Source organism: Pontibacter sp. CAU 1760 (assembly GCF_054482735.1).
In genome coordinates this window covers 1-17,790 of sequence record NZ_JBTLRL010000016.1, presented here as the reverse complement: position 1 = coordinate 17,790, position 17,790 = coordinate 1, and the positions used below count along the sequence as shown (strand labels likewise).

Annotated in this window: 12 protein-coding genes and 3 tRNA genes; 3 read left to right on the top strand and 12 right to left on the bottom strand. The window is 50.0% G+C overall.

Features of this window, described 5'->3' with window-relative positions:
- Positions 1-12: 12 nt before the first annotated feature.
- The 12 genes from ACXYMU_RS18165 to ACXYMU_RS18110 form a co-directional block, all read right to left on the bottom strand.
- Positions 13-4,500 (bottom strand): T9SS type A sorting domain-containing protein, encoded by a 4,488-nt coding sequence (locus ACXYMU_RS18165; protein WP_458987839.1) that lies wholly within the window; start codon positions 4,498-4,500, stop codon positions 13-15.
- A gap of 341 nt (positions 4,501-4,841) precedes the next feature.
- Positions 4,842-6,047, bottom strand: coding sequence for a beta-ketoacyl synthase N-terminal-like domain-containing protein (locus tag ACXYMU_RS18160; protein ID WP_458987838.1), 1,206 nt, complete (start codon positions 6,045-6,047; stop codon positions 4,842-4,844).
- 55 nt (positions 6,048-6,102) lie between these two features.
- Positions 6,103-7,416: an adenosylmethionine--8-amino-7-oxononanoate transaminase gene (bioA, locus tag ACXYMU_RS18155; RefSeq protein ID WP_458987837.1), complete on the bottom strand. Its 1,314-nt coding sequence runs from the start codon at positions 7,414-7,416 to the stop codon at positions 6,103-6,105.
- 221 nt (positions 7,417-7,637) lie between these two features.
- Complete coding sequence (gene bioD, locus ACXYMU_RS18150) at positions 7,638-8,252, bottom strand: dethiobiotin synthase (RefSeq protein ID WP_458987836.1); 615 nt, start codon at positions 8,250-8,252, stop codon at positions 7,638-7,640.
- A complete protein-coding gene (locus tag ACXYMU_RS18145; RefSeq protein WP_458987835.1) occupies positions 8,249-9,385 on the bottom strand; it encodes an aminotransferase class I/II-fold pyridoxal phosphate-dependent enzyme in 1,137 nt (378 codons plus the stop codon). Before ACXYMU_RS18145 ends, bioD begins: the two co-directional genes overlap by 4 nt.
- A gap of 55 nt (positions 9,386-9,440) precedes the next feature.
- Entirely contained in the window at positions 9,441-10,442 is a 1,002-nt protein-coding gene (gene bioB, locus ACXYMU_RS18140) for a biotin synthase BioB (RefSeq protein ID WP_458987834.1), read from the bottom strand.
- A gap of 310 nt (positions 10,443-10,752) precedes the next feature.
- Positions 10,753-11,469 carry an endonuclease/exonuclease/phosphatase family protein gene (locus ACXYMU_RS18135; protein ID WP_458987833.1) on the bottom strand — a complete coding sequence of 239 codons (717 nt, stop codon included), beginning with the start codon at positions 11,467-11,469 and terminating at the stop codon, positions 10,753-10,755.
- Positions 11,470-11,515: 46 nt separating this feature from the next.
- Positions 11,516-12,838 carry a toxin-antitoxin system YwqK family antitoxin gene (locus ACXYMU_RS18130; protein ID WP_458987832.1) on the bottom strand — a complete coding sequence of 441 codons (1,323 nt, stop codon included), beginning with the start codon at positions 12,836-12,838 and terminating at the stop codon, positions 11,516-11,518.
- A gap of 174 nt (positions 12,839-13,012) precedes the next feature.
- The gene (locus ACXYMU_RS18125) at positions 13,013-14,197 is read right to left on the bottom strand and encodes an acetyl-CoA C-acyltransferase (protein WP_458987831.1); all 1,185 of its coding nucleotides are present in this window, start codon (positions 14,195-14,197) and stop codon (positions 13,013-13,015) included.
- A 217-nt stretch (positions 14,198-14,414) separates the two neighbouring features.
- Positions 14,415-14,864, bottom strand: coding sequence for a PaaI family thioesterase (locus ACXYMU_RS18120; protein WP_458987830.1), 450 nt, complete (start codon positions 14,862-14,864; stop codon positions 14,415-14,417).
- Positions 14,865-14,890: 26 nt separating this feature from the next.
- Entirely contained in the window at positions 14,891-15,826 is a 936-nt protein-coding gene (locus ACXYMU_RS18115; protein ID WP_458987829.1) for an aerotolerance protein, read from the bottom strand.
- Positions 15,823-16,794, bottom strand: a complete 972-nt coding sequence (locus ACXYMU_RS18110; protein WP_458987828.1) for a VWA domain-containing protein — start codon at positions 16,792-16,794, stop codon at positions 15,823-15,825. Before ACXYMU_RS18110 ends, ACXYMU_RS18115 begins: the two co-directional genes overlap by 4 nt.
- A gap of 329 nt (positions 16,795-17,123) precedes the next feature.
- On the opposite strand from ACXYMU_RS18110, the gene ACXYMU_RS18105 reads away from it, so the two are divergent.
- From ACXYMU_RS18105 to ACXYMU_RS18095, 3 genes are all read left to right on the top strand, one after another.
- A tRNA-Ser gene (locus ACXYMU_RS18105) sits at positions 17,124-17,210 on the top strand.
- Positions 17,211-17,332: 122 nt separating this feature from the next.
- Positions 17,333-17,406 (top strand) — tRNA-Pro (locus ACXYMU_RS18100).
- Between the two features lie 72 nt (positions 17,407-17,478).
- Positions 17,479-17,552: transfer RNA gene (locus ACXYMU_RS18095), tRNA-Arg, on the top strand.
- Positions 17,553-17,790 lie beyond the last annotated feature (238 nt).

Here is a 17,790-nt window from a genome sequence, read left to right as displayed (position 1 = left end):
CGACTTATGCGTTTACTGCTTCAGCACTTTTACAGCCCCTTGCAGCCCGTTTCCGTTTAGCTTCAGCACATATACGCCCGTACGTAGGGTACCAAGGGGCAGCTGATATTCGTTGATGCCAGTCTCCAACTGTACCATAGCCGAATGAACCGCACGTCCCTGCATATCGAGCAACTGAAGACTAGCGCTGCTGCCTTGTGGGGACGTTACCGTAACGTTCAGCTCAGCATTGAAGGGGTTAGGGTAAGCCTGTAAGCGCATGTCGGCGGCAAGGCCGTTCGCATAAACCAAAATCACTTTGCTATAAGTAAATTTTCCGTCGGTGTCTACCTGCTTCAGGCGGTAGTACGCAGTGCCCTGCATCGGATTCCTATCCTGGAAGCTGTACTTGATCGGACGGCTGCTGTCGCCGTTTCCGTTTACCATCCCAATAGACTTAAAGGTTTTTCCATCAGCACTACGCTCAATCTCGAAATGCCTGTTGTCCTTCTCCGATGCCGTCAGCCATTGCAGGTTTACTGTGCCGTTCTGAAGCGTAGCAGTGAAATAAACGAGTTCTACGGGGAGGGGCTGTACAGTTGGTTGCGCCCCATAGATGGTAAGAGCCATTGGTGTAGCGGTGGTAACTCCTCTTTGGTCAGTGGTAAGCATCGTAAACCTGTAAGTACCGGGAGTAAGGTTTTGTGCATTTATTACCTTAATGTCTCCATTTGGTGACAGCTCTGTGCCAGGAGGAAGGGCTGAAAGGCCTTCTGCAATACTTGAAGATTCTATTCCATTAGACGCTTGTGTAATTTTATCTACATCTGATGCAGTAGAAAGGAATTCTCCATTCTTGTAAGACGCTTTATACTTAGGACCTGCAACGTTTACGGTTGAAGGGCAATTGATTTTTATACTGGTAGTAGCAGTTGATGCGCCACACGTTGGGGAGGTAACTGTCCACGTAAAAGTATAATTTCCTGAAGTTAACCCTGTAGCTGTGGTAGTAAAGCTTTCTGGGTCAGTGATAGTGGCGGTTGTATTACCTTCTGGTCTTGATGTAATGGACCACCTGCCCGTATTCGGAGCCGCATCATTCCCTTGCAGCGTAACTGACGTTTGGCCACATATAATTTGCTCTGGGCCAGCAGTAGCGGTTGGCCCACCAGGTGCAATCGTAACAGTTACTCTTGTCGCGAGTTCCACTATACATGTCCCAAGTGTTGCTTTCACGTAATATGTGGTGGTGGTGGTAGGATTGACTTGTCTCTGGTATAAGCTTCCGTTACCTGTAAAAGAGGTTCCAACTGTAGTTCCATCTGCGCGATGTATCTGATAAGTTGCGCCGTCGTTATTTGTTTTGACATAAATGTTGACAGCACCACCAGCACATATTTGAGTTGTGCTGATCGTAACCGCTTGGTTTGTAGCCGATCCAGTAACCGTATAGGTAACGGTATTCGCATTATCAGCTGTGCATACTGTGAGATCTCTAGTAATTCTAACCCCATATGTTAGGGTAGCATTTACAGAACTTACCCTAAATATCAGGTTCCCTCCATTGCCAGGTAATGCATCACTGTTACCGGATGAAAGGGTAATGGGTTGCTTGGTTATATTATTGATGAGTTGATATTTAAAGTTTGTCTGTGATGCACTTAGAGTGATTTCATGAGGAGAGTTGGCACACCCACTGGAAGTATTGATGGTTAGCGCATGATTTGTGGTTGGTAGAGGGGTTACTGTTAGATTGTACGTATTGGTGTATAAAGCATCACAACTTGCGCCACTTATTTTCCGGGCTCTCACAGCAATAGTTACCGCACTTGTGATAGCGCCAGAGATTAATGTTATAGTACCTCCGTTCCCTATGACAGAGTTGCCGGTTTGGTTATAGGTAAAATTAGGGCTAGTACCTGTTCTTATCAATAGCGCATAAGATACGTTGCGCTCAGAGTTGGCTAAAGAAACCGAGAAGCTGCTTCCTGAGCAAACTGTCGAAGAACTGGGCGTAAGTGTTTGTGCTGTGGATGGGGCGCGGCACTGCACTATAGTGGATATAGTGTTGCTAGGGCAGCTTTCAACCTTATTGATGACCTCTACAAAGGAAGCACTGATTTCAGCACCTGGAAATATTTCGGCAGAACTTATACCCGTTAACTCCCAAGCCCCAGTAGTTGTGGTTGTGACGGCCGGGTATGATGTGCCCGCAATGCTAAGGAACACCTTATAAGTTTTATCCCCAGCGGGCTTTGGGCCCGTTCCGCGCAAGGTAAAGAGTTGTTCCTCAGGCAATGGTTCTAATATTGGATTGTTGATAGTGAAATCGCTTCCGGTTGGTACGGCTGGAGCAGCAACTGAGGAAACTACATTTGAATTGACACTTCTTACCTTTCCTGCAGCTTTGGCTCTTGATGTGATATTGGTGTTAGCCGGAATGCCACCCCCCGTTACAGAGGTGAAGTCTACTGTCCAATTGCCTAGTGAGGAAACAGTTGCTGTAATTGGGTTGGTGCTTGCGCCAATCACAACCAAGTTTCCATCACGGGCATCTTTGGTACCACCGGTATAAAATTGCAAAATAGTGCCTGCAGGCTCAGTTGATGTACCAGATAGTTTTTTTACAAGGCCGCATGTAGTAATAGAGCTTATTGTAGGGGCGGAAGTAGTTCCTACTATGCTTAATAAGTTAGATGGCGTATTTGAAATAGAACATGTTATTTGTCCCGATACAGTCAGTGTCCAGACAGTTCTGACATTTATCTCATCTCCTATTTTCAAAAGATTACTCGGTATGGGAATAGAAATTTTAGTTGTTGAGGTTGTGATGTCTGTACGTAAAGAGACCTGTTCAACCGCATTGATAAATACCGCAACATAACCGTTAGTTCCACTGGTTACCGTACTCAACGTAACTTCGAAGCTAGAAAGATTGGTAGGAACTTCATCTGCCCATGTTGGATTTGTGGTACTAGTATGTTGAACACTGTTATATGTGACACTAGAAATGGTAGCCACTTGTTTGTTGATGGCGGGCTGGCCGCTTTTAAAACAAGCGTAGTTTGATTTCAAAGATTCGCACCCGATAACATTATTGGAGTCATTGATAGGTGTAACCGTAGCATAAAAAACATTGTCACCGCTTGGAAGCGTCATACCAGGAGTCTCCCAGGCGGTTGACGCTGTTGCTGATGGTGTTATGATATATGAATTTAAGAAGGTGCCACTACCATAATATAAGGTGAATCTAAGCCTCGCTACAGAAGTAGCTGGCATAGTCATAGAAAACTTATGCATATTTCCACCTGGTGCAGAGCTGATATCTGTAATAGTAGGAGGAGGAGGGGAGGTGCAGATTCCAGAAACTACTTTAACCGGGCTAGAGATAGAGGAACGTATTTTGGAAGAAGGCTCCACATCAGCCGTGATAATATTATCCAATACTAGCCCAGATACATTATTTAATTTCCATGTACCGTCTGCGTTAACAACTGTTGAGCCAATTACACTTCCGTTTTTGAAAACTCTAATTATTGAGCCGGAAATTTCGGTTGAGGTTCCGGATATTGAGTTAGCGGAGGTTAAGATGGTTGAGTTGACCACAGGAGCCCTTGCTGTAAGTTTTCCAAAGCCCCCATTTTTTAAGTCGTTCAAGCTAGTTAATGGGAAAGCATTCACAATTACTTTCCAGGCAGCTTTGGCATCGTGGTTATACGCGGCAAAGTTAACCCCACCTATATCTGAAACGGTGCCCGTTAGACCACTTTGCGCACTCGTGATGGTAATGCCAGACATGCGTAATTGCGTGTCTGCGGTCACACCAGGAAAAGCAGATAGCGGCACATAGAAGTCATAAAAATAATCTGTGTTTCCACTAGCTGTAGAGGCAGCCACTGACCTTTGGGAGTACTGGTCTACTGAGCCAGACCAGATTTTGGTTACCACGTTGGGTGTGCGGTGATCATAAAGCGCAACATCAAAGTTAGAACCAAACACGGCCTCAAACTCAAAACCAGGGTTTACGGTAGAAGTTGGCGTATGACCTCGTTCGGGGTTCTCAAAATTATCATTCGTATCAATCAGTACGCTATAGCCTTTAGAAGCCGTTGACGCCCCCCCTAACCTTACACGGAACAGCACATTGGTGCCATCATAAAAAGCGGCGATAGGAGAGCCTGTTGAACCTGTATATGAAACTGGAGGAGCCAAATCAGTATGGCCACCATTTGAGCCTGTTGTCAGGTCGTTTAGTGGCTCATTATCCATGGCAGGAAATGGGCGATAAGTGATTTCACTGAATCCTAAACCTTCATCTTGTGTATTTACAGCCCATCCTGCGGTAGTCTTAGATACATAGCCGTCCCCGTTCGGGTCCAGTACTTTGTTGCCTCCGTTGGTGGCGGGTCTGTAAATAAGGCCTGGGGTTTGTGCATAAGCTCCGAATTGAGACAGGCACATACAGAGCAGGATAATAAAGGTAAGTCTGTAACAAAAGGCAGTTGATAAAGTTGGTTTCAAAGGAATATTATATAGTTGCAAGAGTTGTTTAAGGCTTATTGGCAAAGTGCAAAATCATAATCGTATAATATTTTGCACTGGTTTTAAAATTAAAATTTTTATGTATTAGTTTAAAAATATATAGGAGAGTACTTATAAAAAGAATGCCAACTTTTAAATCTAGCAGGAATGTGGGCTCTTATAGCTCAAAAAGAGGTTAAAAATGTGCACTGAGAACATGATAAAGTAGATGAATTTTGAGAAAGTACCGAAATGAGAAGGGCTTTTTCCAAAATTTGGAATCAGTTTGAGCGCTTAACAGCCATCTGAATATGGCTATTATTAATGTGAAATTACAATAATTATATTTTATAGAGGATAATGCTGGCAGCATTGCCTCCAAAGCCAGCTGCATTAATCATAATCCGGGAATACTTTGTATTTGCGTTATGGGGCAGTGTATTAGGATAAGGTATGGGGGCATACTGCTGCTGTTGCAATACGTCCAGCGCATATTGCAGGCTCAAGGCTCCGGATGCTCCGAGGGTATGGCCCAGCAACCATTTGTTGGTTGTTAAGGCGGGCGGGAGTACGCCAAACACTGACTTTATGGCTGCGAGTTCAGCTTTGTCTCCTGCGCTGGTGCCGGGGGTATGTGTGATGATTAAATCTATGTTCTGGTCATCAGGGGGCAACTGCGCCAAGGCATGGCGCATCGACTTCTGAAAGTTCTGACCGTCCGGTGTGATACCTGTTTTACTGGCGATCTTCTCGAAGCCTACACCTACGGCTTCTACCAGCACATCTCCGGAGCCCAACTGCGAACCAGCGACCTGCTCCAGCGCAAACACGGCTGCACCTTCGCCTAAAACAAAGGTGTTCTGTTTTTCAAGGGCATATGGCTGGCAAGGGTAGGGTGAGTCGGCTAGTCTGGAGTATACACCAACTGCCTTCATCTGCGCCAGCGTGAATGGCGTAAGGGGAGCTTCGGTGCCCCCCGCTAAAAAGCGCTGTGCCATGCCCGCTTTCAGCCAGGCTGCCCCGTTGGCAATGGCCATCAGGGCTGTACTGCAGGTTATGGAATGACTGATCTGGGCGCCACCCGCGTTTACCGCATGGGCCACCCAACTCGATAAATTTCCTAGTGTAGTAGTAGGGGAGGCGGCAGAGGAAAGCAGGCTGTTCTGCTGATAGCCACCAAAATGCTGCTCAAACAAACCCGTTGCCCCCCGAGAGGAGCCAATGTTTACGCCCAGGTCATCGAGCGGGTCGGTGGCTTTATCCTGAAGCCACCCAGCCCCCAAGGCTGCTTGCCTGGCGGCATAAATCGCCAGTAAAACAGAACGGTCGAGCTGGCGAAAATGAGGGTTAGACTTTATTAATAGTTGTAATTGTTCTTCTGCGGTGGTAGGCAAGGCTGCGACCGGAGTTGCCCCGTTATGATGCAGCATGGAAGTAAAAGCCGGAGCCCCTTTGCAATACGCTGCCGCTGCAGTTGCCTGGTTGTGGCCTAGCGCTGAAATAACGCCGGCACCCCTGATAACAATATGTTTCTTCTCCTCTTCCACGTGCGGGCAAAGGTAAAATAATATTTGATGATAGGCCTACAGATTGGTGTTCAGGTTAATCGTGCAGCACTGTTTTGTCTGGCCGGGGGTATGATCTGGTGCCGCTCACCACTTCCTGCATCCCTAGTATGGTGAGGTATACCTGTTCCAACTCCTGGTCTGTGATGCAATAAGGGGGAATGATGTAGATAATATTGCCGAGCGGGCGCAAGATCACGCCCTGGTCTAAGCCAAAGCTATACAAGGTATCCCGTAGGTCGCTGAAGTAAGAGGTGGTGGAATCTTGAAACTCCACGGCTAGGATTGTGCCGCGCTGGCGTACTTCCCGGATGTTCGGGAGGTGCTGAATACGCGGTATAAATGCGGTGTGCTGCGTGACGATGTGTTGGATGCTTTGCCGGGTGTCGTCTTGCAGCAGGAGGTCAAGACTTGCCAAGCCAGCAGCGCAGGCAACAGGGTTAGCGGTATAGCTGTGCCCGTGGAATAGCGTCTTGCTCTTGTCCTCGTGCAGGAAAGCCTTATACAGCTTCTCGTTGCAGGAAGTCGCGCCCAGCGCCATCGTGCCCCCTGTCAGACCTTTCGACATACACACGATATCGGGTTGGTGCTCCATGTAGGCAGAGGCAAACAGGCGGCCTGTGCGGCCAAAGCCAGTCATTACTTCGTCAGCTATCGTCAGGATGTCGTGTTGTTGACAGATGCGAAGCAGTTGATCCAGTACCTCGGGGGTATACATCACCATGCCGGCTGTGCCGAGCACCAAGGGCTCATAAATAAACGCTGCTGCTTTGCTGGTAGCATAGGCTTCCAACTGCTTAATCGTTTCCTCCTCATTCCCCGGCGTGGGCACATCTATAAATTCCACCTCAAACAAATACGACCAGAAAGGGGCGGTAAAGGCACTGCGCGCGCTCACGGCCATAGCCCCGAATGTATCGCCATGGTAGCTGTCGCGGAAGGCGATGATTTTCTTCTTGGGGGTTCCGAGGTTGTTCCAGTACTGGATGGCCATTTTCAAGGCCACTTCCACGGCCGTAGAGCCATTATCGGTATAAAACATGCGGCTCTGGCCCTGCGGCAAAACCTGCAACAGGCGTTCGGCCAGTTCTACAGCCGGGGCGTGCGTAAACCCGGCAAAGATCACGTGCTCCAGGGTTTGGAGCTGTTTCGCTACTTTTTGGGCAATGTACGGATGGGCGTGGCCATGCAGGTTTACCCACCAGGAAGCCACAGCGTCGATGTATGTTTTGCCGTCCTCGGCATACAAAAGCGTGCCCTCGCCGCGCACAATCGGGACGGGCAAGGCAGCAGTCTTCATCTGTGTATAAGGGTGCCAAATAACGTTTTGATCGCGTTGGGCTAAGTTCATGGGGTAAATTCTTAAATCGTCATTCTGAACGCATCAGGAAACCAGGGTATAGATAATATTCCAGATTCCTGATAGTGTAAAGAATGACAGAGTTATGATTGAAATGGATCACTACCTCCCTTAAAACTGAATAACCGCCGTTACTGGTTCTAACTCAGCAAGGACGGTTATCTTGTATACTTGAATAATGACAGTGTAGCGGTTTTCTCAAATGCAGTTCTCTATAAACAAGCCTTGAATGCATCAGCATAGGCGGCTACGGCTTCTTTGCAGAAATCTGCTTCCTGACGAATGGAAGGCAGACGACGCAGCCCGGTATAGTTAATGATGAAATCTTCAGAAGCTGGGTTTTCCTCCCCGTTGAAGATAATGCCTGCCACCGGCACTTTGCGGTAGCGCAGCACTTCGGCCGTAAGCAGGGTATGGTTGATGCTGCCCAGGTAGTTGCGCGACACTAGCACAACCTCCAGGCCCAGTTGCTGCACCAGGTCCAGCATCAGAAAGCGCTTGTTGATCGGCACCATCAGTCCACCGGCACCCTCTACCACGATGTTGTTATCGGATTGCGGGAGTTTCATGCCGTGTACGTCAATCTCCACGCCTTCAGCCGCAGCGGCGCGGTGTGGGGAGGCCGCCATTTTCAGGCGATATGCTTCCGGGTGAAATTTAGAAACGGAGTTAGATACCAGACTCATAACAGTGTCGGTGTCCGTGAAATCAAGGCCACCTGCTTGCACAGGTTTCCAATAGTCGGCCTGAAGGGCTTCAGTCAGGATGGCGGCAGCAACTGTTTTGCCAACGTCCGTTCCGATGCCTGTGATAAAGTAGCTTTTCATTTTGCTTTGGCTATGGCCTGCACGAGGCCTTCAATTTCTTCTAATGTGTTATAGGCATGCATAATCACCCGCAAACGCTCCCGGCCTTTCGGCACGGTAGGGCTTAACACGGGGCGCACATCAAATTTCTCTTTTTCTAAAAACGAAGCCAGCGCCTTCAGCTTCGCGGTTCCGCCATCCTCTACAAAAACCGATAGAATCACACTGTCGGTGGCAGGGCAACGGATGCCTTCAACCTTATTCAGTTGCTCGTGAAAACTCCCGGCCAGCATCTTTACGTGTTGGCGCTCTGCATCCATCTTTGGCAGCAGGGTATAGGCGCATTTCAGCGTAACCAATGCATGCGTCGGCAGGGCAGTGGTATAAATAAAGGCCCTGCTGTAATTGATCAGGAAATCGCGCAGCACCTGCGGTCCGACAACTGCGGCGCCGTGTGCTCCCATGGCTTTGCCATAAGTAATCACTTGCGCAAATACCTGGTTCTGCAAGCCAAGCGCTACTGTTAGTCCTTCTCCTTTCGCTCCGTACAGGCCCAAGGCATGGGCCTCATCTACAATCAAGGCTGCACCCGCTTGCTCACACAGCTGCGCCAGCTCGGGCAGCGGGGCTGTGTCGCCTTCCATCGAGTACACCGCCTCGACCACCACAAACACTTGCCCGTTTGCATTTTGTAGCTTCTGCCGCAGGTCCTGCACGTTGTTATGCCGGAAACTGTAGCACTTGGCAAAGCTCAAACGAAGCCCGTCCTTCATGGAGGCGTGGCTGGCCTCATCGTACAAGACCGTGTCTCCACGCTGCGGCAGGGCAGAAAGCAAGCCTACATTGGCCGCATACCCTGAGTTAAAAAGCAGCGCGGCCTCTCCATGGTGATAGTGCGCTATTGTTTCTTCCAGTTCCTCAAATAACAGGTTGTTGCCTGATAAAAGCCGGGAGCCGGTTGCCCCCAACGGTAAATGGCTGTATTGCTGTGCTTCTGCCTCTATAGCTGCCCGCAACTTTTCAGAGCGGGCCATACCCAGGTAATCGTTTGAGCAGAAATCGGTGAGGCCGGCGGTGGTTTTGAGCTGGCGCAAGTTTCCTTGCGCTGCCCGTTCCGCCAGCTTTTGCTGCAGTTTTTTGGAGACGTTGGACATAAGACGTAAGCTTTCAGACTTTTAACAATAAGCCCGAAAGCCTAAAACCAAGTGCCTAGCAGCCCGCGTCCACTACTTCTTCTTTAAATGATTTGCGCGGGGAAAGTCCCAGCAGCGCGAACATCGCCTTGTCCTGATCAAAGTCAGGGTTTGGCGTGGTAAGCAGTTTCTCGCCGGTAAAGATGGAGTTTGCACCGGCCAGGAAGCAAAGTGCCTGCTCGGTTACGTCCATCTGCTCACGGCCCGCCGAAAGGCGCACCATGGTTTGCGGCATCAGGATACGGGCCGTCGCGATCATGCGCACCATTTCCCATACCGATACGCGTGGCTGATGTGCCAGCGGCGTGCCTTCTACCGGCACCAGTGCATTTACTGGTACAGATTCCGGGTGCTTCTCCATGGTGGAGAGGGTATACAGCATCCCAATGCGGTCTTCGTCTGTCTCACCCAGGCCAATGATGCCGCCCGAGCAAACAGAGATACCCGCCTTGCGCACGTTCTGAATCGTGTCCAGGCGATCGTCGTAAGTGCGGGTGGTTATAATTTTGTCGTAATGTTCTTCTGATGTGTCGAGGTTATGGTTGTAAGCGTAAAGGCCGGCTTCTTTCAGTCGCTCTGCCTGGTACTCGTTCACCATACCCAGGGTACAGCAAACCTCCAGGCCCATTTCGTTCACGCCCTTCACCATGTCCAGTACCTTGTCGAAGTCGCGGTTATCGCGCACCTCGCGCCAGGCGGCACCCATGCAGAAACGGGTAGACCCGCCTTCCTTCGCACGTTGGGCTGAGGTCAGTACCTGCTCCTGGGTCAGGAGTTTGTGCACCTCCACGCCGGTATGGTAACGGGCAGCCTGCGGACAGTAAGCGCAATCCTCAGAGCAGCCACCTGTTTTCACGGATAAAAGAGTACATACCTGTACCTCGCCGGTTGCCTGAAACTGTTTGTGGACGTTTGCCGCCTCAACAATAAGCTCCAGTACTGGCTTGTAGTAAATCGCCTTTATTTCCTCCAGACTCCAGTCGGTTCGGATGTCTGTTTTCAGTCCGTTTTGGGTCATACTCCTCGTGTTTAGGTTACGAAGGTAATTTGAAGATTTAGGAATTAAAAATCAAAAAAAGAACTGAATTCAGTGGATAAATAGCTAAGTGATTCAGCTCTTGTGGGTTTCCTGTGGAAAAATTGGTTTGTGAATTTGTTGAGAAAAAAAATATAGCGGGTCAGGCTGATTTTTTGCACAGATAAAAGCCACCAGAGAATGGAGGCAATAGCGTTTTCCTACCAACGACAAACAAGAAAGGGAAGCTAACTTGATGCTGCTACAGCGTTTCGAAGGTATAGGGTATACCTTTCAGCGTGAATCATTTGAGCTATAAATTGTATTCAAACGCGCAGGAAAGAGGCAGGTGGTCGCTAAGCTTCAGCCAGTCCGACATTGGGCCAATTTCAAGATTGATCAGGTGATTGCTTAGGGCTTGGCAGCTAAAAATATAGTCGATGTGGTAGGGCCGCTCTGGGTTGCGCCGAAAGTAGAAGGTGGGCTGGCTTTCCCGGCCTTGCAATTCGGATGTATGCCGGTGGTACAAGCTTTCCATACCCGCTTCTCTGAGCTCTGCCACCACATCAGAATGGTTCCACCACCTGTCCCACTCATCCCAGCGCGTGTTGCTGTTTAAATCCCCGGCGATAATGGTGCGGCCCAACTTATCTTTGTTTACCTGCAGGTATTTCCAGAGCTGGCCGATGTACCCGAAATTGGGAGAGTTGTTCTGATGTGTCCATACCGCAAGCAAATCAAAGTCTCCGTTAACAGCGCAAGGCAGAAAATGCTTCACCGTATGGTCCTGGTATGTGTTGCTCCAGGGAAGCAATCGTAAATCTACTTCGTTGGAGGCAAAAATGCCCAAGCCTTTGTGCCGGGTGTCGCCGGTCCATAAATGGTTGGCAGCCCACGCGGCGTAGGCTGGGTCTTTGCTCTCGGCAGGGTTCTCGCACTCCTGGATGATGTAGATATCCGCCTCAAGGCCAACCAGCGCCTCTAACTTTTTGCGAAGCGCGCCATTGCAGTTCCAGGTAACAATTTTCATTTGAAGGAAGTGTATGCGCGGTTCTAAAACACGGTATGGGGATTACTTAATTTGCAGGCTTTTCTTCTACAACTGCACCGTTGCGGTATACGACGGTTTTCAGGGTTTTTCCGGCCTCGTCCTGATACTTCCAGTTGCCTGTTTCGCGGTTATTGCGGAACTGGCCGGTTACCTCAACTTTTCCGCTTTCAAAATACTGTTTGAAAGGGCCATACCGTCGGCCGTCTTTATGGCTCGTCTCCGACTTCAGTTTTCCGGAAGGGTAGAACTCTTGGCTGGTGCCGATCACCTTGCCCGCCTCATACGTGGCTTTTGTCTTCACAGCCCCATTCTCGTGGTAAGAGACACGGTCACCGGTAAGTTTACTGTTGGTATACTGCTCGCTTAATTGCACCTTTTTGCCCGGCGCATCGAAGTAAATCTTCCAGTTGCCGGTTTGCATCTTATCTTTGAACTGCTCCTCGGCCTTGATGTGGCCGGACGGGTAGTAGGAGGTGAGCTTGCTGTCACTGCCGTTGTTGCTGTAGTTTGCTTCCTCCCGCAGGGTGCCGTCTTCGTAGTAGAATTGGGTCAGGCCTGACGGATTGCCGTTCTTGTAATTGATCACGCTGCGAAGCTTCCCATTCTCGAAGTACGACTTGGCTGCACCGTGTGCCTTGCCAGCCACAAAGTTGCCTTCGGTACTCAGGTTGCCGCTTCGGTAATAGCTTTTATAAGCTCCTTGCTTCTCGCCTGCGGTATGCTGCACCTCTGTCTGCACCTGGCCATTGTCGAAATAGGTTTTGTATGATCCTTCCAGCATGCCGTTTCGGTAGGAGGCCTCGGTTTCCAGGTTGCCATTCGGGTAGTAGGTCTTCGCCGGCCCGTTCTGGTTACTGTTCTGGTAGGTGATTTCAGATTTGAGTTTGCCCGAGGGGTAATACTCCCGTACCAAGCCATCCGGGAACCCGTTCACAAACTCAGTTTCTTTCCTCACGGTGCCGTCTTCAAAAAATGTCCGGAACAGCTTACTTTGCTTATCGTTCTCATAACTGCCTTCCTGCAGCAACTTGCCATCCTGGCGGAAAGCTTTGAATGGGCCCTGTTTGAGGTCGTTTTTATACGTCAACTGCAGTTTAGGGCTCCCGTCCTGATAGAATTCAGTATAGACGCTATCTTTCTTTCCTGCCACGAACTTCATCAACGCCTCCTGCTCACCAGAAGGATAGTAACGCTTGTAATAGCCCACAATGGCAGAATCCGGGGTGATGTGGTATACCTCCTTTACGGCCGTGCGGGCCTCATCATGGTAGGTAACCACCTTGGTTTGCGCCGCAGCAAGGGTATAAATGAAGCTTGTAAGAACCGAAAGCAAAAGAGCCTTATACATAGGTATTGAGTTTAATAGATAAGAGCAGTCTGTTATGCGCTTGCCCACTCCCAACAAACGGTTAAAGGCAAACATTCAATCAGACAAAGGCAAAGGCGTACCACGGAGATACAAAAAAAGAGCCTTACGCCATGAACGTAAGGCTCCTATCAAATTATATGCCCACTGGCAAAATTACATCTTTTCGATCACAATAGAAGAGGCGCCGCCACCGCCGTTGCAGATGCCGGTTACCCCGATCTTACCGCCTTTTTTGTCCATTACGTTGCATAATGTGACTAAGATGCGGGCTCCGGATGCACCCAACGGGTGACCCAGCGATACGGCACCGCCGAACACGTTCACGTTGCCGCCTTCCAACCCAAGTTTCTGGTTGTTGGCAATCGAAACCACCGAGAAAGCCTCGTTAATCTCGTAATAGTCAACCTCAGAGGCATCAACGCCAGCATTTTTCAGCGCTTTCGGGATCGCTAAAGAAGGTGTGGTGGTGAACCAGATCGGGTCCTGCTCTGCATCGGCAAAGCCCAGGATTTTAGCGATTGGCTTCAGGCCGAGTTCCTCTGCTTTCTCCTTGCTCATCAGCACCAGTGCCGCTGCACCGTCATTCAGGGTAGAGGCGTTGGCAGCAGTTACAGACCCTGCCTTGTCGAAAACGGGACGAAGTCCCGGAATTTTCTCAAAGTTAACCTTCCTGAACTCCTCGTCCTCAGCTACCACGACAGGGTCTTTGCCGCGCTGCGGAATCTCTACCGGCACAATCTCATCTTTCAGCATACCGGCTTCGGTTGCCTCCGCTACTTTCTTGTAAGAGTTAATGGCATACTCGTCCTGCATCTCTCGCGTGATCTTCATCTCACGTGCCGTATTCTCGGCTGCGTTACCCATGTGGAAGTCGTTGTACACATCCCACAGGCCATCCTTCAGCAAGCCGTCCGTCATTTGGCCATGGCCCAGCTTTGCGCCGAAACGTGCTTTGTCGAGGTAGAAAGGGACGTTAGACATGCTTTCCATACCACCTGCCACAATTACATCCTTATGGCCCAGCATAATGGCCTGGGCCGCATACATCACAGCTTTCGAGCCGGAGGCGCAGACCTTGTTTACTGTCGTGCACTCCACCTCGTAGCCCAATCCGGCAAATACCGCTGCCTGTCTGGCAGGGGCCTGGCCCAGGTTAGCGGAAATCACGTTACCCATGATCACTTCCTGCACCAGGTTTTTAGCTACTCCAGCCTTTTCCAAGGCTCCCTTTATGGCGGCGGCACCCAGTTGCGTGGCGGAAAGGCTAGACAAAACGCCTCCAAAACTTCCGATCGGCGTTCTGACAGCCGAAATAATATATACTTCTTTGGTCTGCATATTTTTTACACAAAATGTTTGAGTTATGTCAAGGTAACACGTTTTACGAACATTACCAAACGTTCGTTAGGCAAGTTGGCCATGGTGTTTCCTGCTTTGTTTTACGAGGAACAGGCAGGTGAGTCGGTGTCGGGGGCTTGCGAAAACCTACCGCACCAAGAGGGTATGATGATAGCAAGGAGATTTAGCGGTAACGTTGTTTTAAGCGACAGTCCTATTATAAGGATGGATCAGCGTAGCCAGGCAAGTTAATCAAGGGCTGCGTCGTGCGCAGGAACTGGCCGGTGCCAAAGGCCACCTCTTTGCCTTTCTCGTTATAGAGCGTGGCCTCCGCTACAAACAGTTGCTTGCTTTTTGAGCGTATAGTGCCTACCGCCTTGAGCAGTCCACCCGTTACAGGGCGGATGAGGCTGAGCTGGAAAGAGGAAGTAACGATAAACACGTCCTGCACCACAGCAGCCACGGCAAAGTAGGCAGCATCGTCCAGCAGTTTAAAGTAAACGGAACCATGGATGGCGTTTGCCCCATGAAAATATTTTGGGTCAACCGGGAGGGTGAGTTCTGCTGTGCCATCCGCTACCTGAATGGTGCTTCCGTTAAAAAGCGCCTGCACGTTAGCATGGTGGTATAGCCGCTCCAGGCGGCGGTAATGCGCTGCTGCTTCCATATGGCATGGTGTCGTTTTTGCCCAGCCTACCAGTCGGGCTTGCTGGGGTCAGGTTTTCGGGATGATTTTTTGGGGAGCTGCTGTATGTACTGCAGCTCCGCGTTTCGCATGGCATCGAGCAACAACTTGGCCTTTTCAGGGCTCATGTTCGCCTGCTGCAGCCGCATGCGGCGTGTTTGTGCCCGCGGGTCACTGTCGGCGTTTGTGTTGGTCTTGTTTTCCGGGAGTTGTGCGGCTTTGTCAGCCTGGCTCTCTTCATTCAACCCGCTCACATCGCCGGGGTTTGTTCCGGTTTGCTGTTCCCGTTCTTTGTCGCCTTCAGGGGTATCATTCTTATTTGCCGGAGCCTGCTGCTTTTGCCCGCTATCAGCAGGTTCAGGCTGCTCTGTTTCGGCCTCTTGCTCACCACTTTCGTCAGGGTTCTTTTTTGCCTGCGGTTCCATTTCCTCCGCTGCTGGCGGCGGTGTGTCAGCTTCTGTCGTGGCGTTGTTTGGTGCGTTTGACGTTGCGTTGTCTTCCGCTTCAGGGTGCATGGCCAGGTATTTTTTCAGCAACTCGAAGTTATACCTGGCTGCATTATTCACGGGTTCAGCTATCAGGGCTGCTTTATAAAGTGCCAGCGCCTGGCGGTACTTTTTCTGCTTTACGGCAACATTCCCCAGCTGCAGGTGCGCCACGGCACGCAGGTGGTTGCTGGGGTGCTCGGCAAGTACTTGATAGGAGGCTACAGCCTTTGCCCACTGCGCCGCCTGAAAATAAGCATGCGCCAAATTCAGCTGCAATTGGTCGTCGCGTACACCCAGGTCTTGCAGCAAGTACTCATAGGCAACAATTGCCTCGATATATTCCTGTCGTGCGTAAGCGGTTGCGGCACGCTGGGCATACTCATTTACCCGTGATACCGTGTTAAAACCACCGCTGAACCAGGAGATGAGGAAAAGAATGAGGAAGGCCGGGTTCATATGCGTATCAGTTTTACAGGGATGAGCACATCCAGCACAATCAGTAGCAGAGCCAGTGCCAGGGGGTAAAGGTACTTGTTGGCCGTCACATCAATCGTTTTGCTTTCCCTGAGTTCTCCTTCTATGTTATTGATGGCGCTGATAAGCTTGCTGACCTCGCTTACACGGTCGCTGATCTCAAAATACTGCCCGCCGGTCAGCTCGGCTAACTGCACCAGCGGTTCGGGCTGCAAGCGGGTGTGTACCGGCTGGTTCTCGTTATCCCGTTTGAAACCTTGGCCCTCCGGAATGCGGCTGCCATCCTGGGTGCCAATCCCAAGGGTATAAACCCGGATGTTTTGCTCCCGCAACTGCATCGCCAGCAACTCCACCTCGGCGCCGAATTCTTCCCCGTCACTGATCAGCACCAACACCCGTGCTTTTTGCTCTGAAGCTTCTGAGGTATTCCGTTGGCGGAGCTTGTCGAGGGTAAGCTGCAGCACAGGGCCGTAGTTGGTGCCGGTATGGGGCAGGAGGGAGGTGCGCAGCGTTTGGATATATAGCTGCAGGGCATTCTGGTCGTACGTAAGCGGACTCTGTATATAGGCATCATCTGAGAAAACCATCAGGCCAATGCGGTCGGTGTTGAACCGGGCAACCAACCGTTGTATTTCGTGCTTGGCTTTCTCGAGCCGCGAAGGCTGCACATCGGTTGCGTTCATCGACTGCGATAGGTCCACGGCGATGTATAAATCTTTGCCAATGGTCCGGATTTCTTTTTTCATGGCCCCGAAGGAGGGGCCCAGTATCGCGATGATGATGAGCAGCACATACAGGTGGCGGAGTATAAATTTCACCCAGATGGCATGCGGACGCTGCCGGAAGAAGTTGGCAATGCGGAGCACGCGCACCAGGTAGCCCACGTACAGCCCCAGGAAAAGGACGCCGAAGGCTATCTCGAGTAAGGTGAGTGTCTGGTACCAGGTCATAGCAGTGCATTAACGGCAAAAAGGATGCAGTACTTATACATCGGCTCTTGCCTGTACAAATATACTAATGCCTTACACAATACCCTTACCTGGCAGGTAAAGCCGCGATTATATGCCTTTCCACTGCCTGGCTGCCTGCCGAGAATACCTATGTATAGCGCACTGGCAAATATTTTAAAAAAATACTTGTCAGGCAAAAGAAAAAGAATCAGCTACTTAAGCTGCCTCGGGTTGATTACCGGTCAAATTAAAGCGGAAAAATTAGGAGGGGGTGTTGCAGGGTAAAAGGTAATCTAGTATGTTTGTATCCTCATTAGCAGGATGAGCCCGGAGAGGTGGGTGAGTGGCTGAAACCAGCAGTTTGCTAAACTGCCGTACTCGTAAGGGTACCGGGGGTTCGAATCCCCCCCTCTCCGCAAGTGAATACTTTACAAAAGTCGAAAATTAAGTTTGACACTTTAAAAACTTCACTTATCTTTGCACCGCGATTAAATGAAACAGGGGCTTGTTCGCTGTTGAAAGTAAGAGCAAAATAGTTCGGGGTGTAGCGTAGCCCGGTATCGCGCCACATTTGGGATGTGGAGGTCGTAGGTTCGAATCCTGCCACCCCGACTAATAAAAATTTCGGAAGTAATTCCGAAATTTTTTGTTTAAGGGTAGAGCATCTGCTCGCCTGCAAGCGCTGGTCCCATAGCTCAGCTGGATAGAGCAACTGCCTTCTAAGCAGTAGGTCTTTGGTTCGAATCCAAATGGGATCACGATTGAAATCTAAAAAAAGCCTTATACGATGCGTGTAAGGCTTTTTTTATGCTGTCTACTAAACAAATGTTTAGTAGATTGACCTCCCCCCGCTAAACCAAACCATTGTAAATTAGGGATCAAGCGGAATAGTTGTGGGATAGCTCTTCTCAGGCATAGATGCTTGCTAGTCGGAAGAGGAAAAACGTTGTGTCTCTGACTCCCCTGAAAGTGGCTCTGAAGGCTTTTACCTTTGCA

Coding starts and splice junctions, on each gene's coding strand:
- ACXYMU_RS18125 (WP_458987831.1), bottom strand. CDS start 14,197: ATGCAGACCAAAGAAGTATATATTATTTCGGCTGTCAGAACGCCGATC.
- ACXYMU_RS18115 (WP_458987829.1), bottom strand. CDS start 15,826: ATGAACCCGGCCTTCCTCATTCTTTTCCTCATCTCCTGGTTCAGCGGT.
- ACXYMU_RS18130 (WP_458987832.1), bottom strand. CDS start 12,838: ATGTATAAGGCTCTTTTGCTTTCGGTTCTTACAAGCTTCATTTATACC.
- ACXYMU_RS18110 (WP_458987828.1), bottom strand. CDS start 16,794: ATGACCTGGTACCAGACACTCACCTTACTCGAGATAGCCTTCGGCGTC.
- ACXYMU_RS18120 (WP_458987830.1), bottom strand. CDS start 14,864: ATGGAAGCAGCAGCGCATTACCGCCGCCTGGAGCGGCTATACCACCAT.
- bioA (WP_458987837.1), bottom strand. CDS start 7,416: ATGAACTTAGCCCAACGCGATCAAAACGTTATTTGGCACCCTTATACA.
- ACXYMU_RS18145 (WP_458987835.1), bottom strand. CDS start 9,385: ATGTCCAACGTCTCCAAAAAACTGCAGCAAAAGCTGGCGGAACGGGCA.
- ACXYMU_RS18135 (WP_458987833.1), bottom strand. CDS start 11,469: ATGAAAATTGTTACCTGGAACTGCAATGGCGCGCTTCGCAAAAAGTTA.
- bioB (WP_458987834.1), bottom strand. CDS start 10,442: ATGACCCAAAACGGACTGAAAACAGACATCCGAACCGACTGGAGTCTG.
- bioD (WP_458987836.1), bottom strand. CDS start 8,252: ATGAAAAGCTACTTTATCACAGGCATCGGAACGGACGTTGGCAAAACA.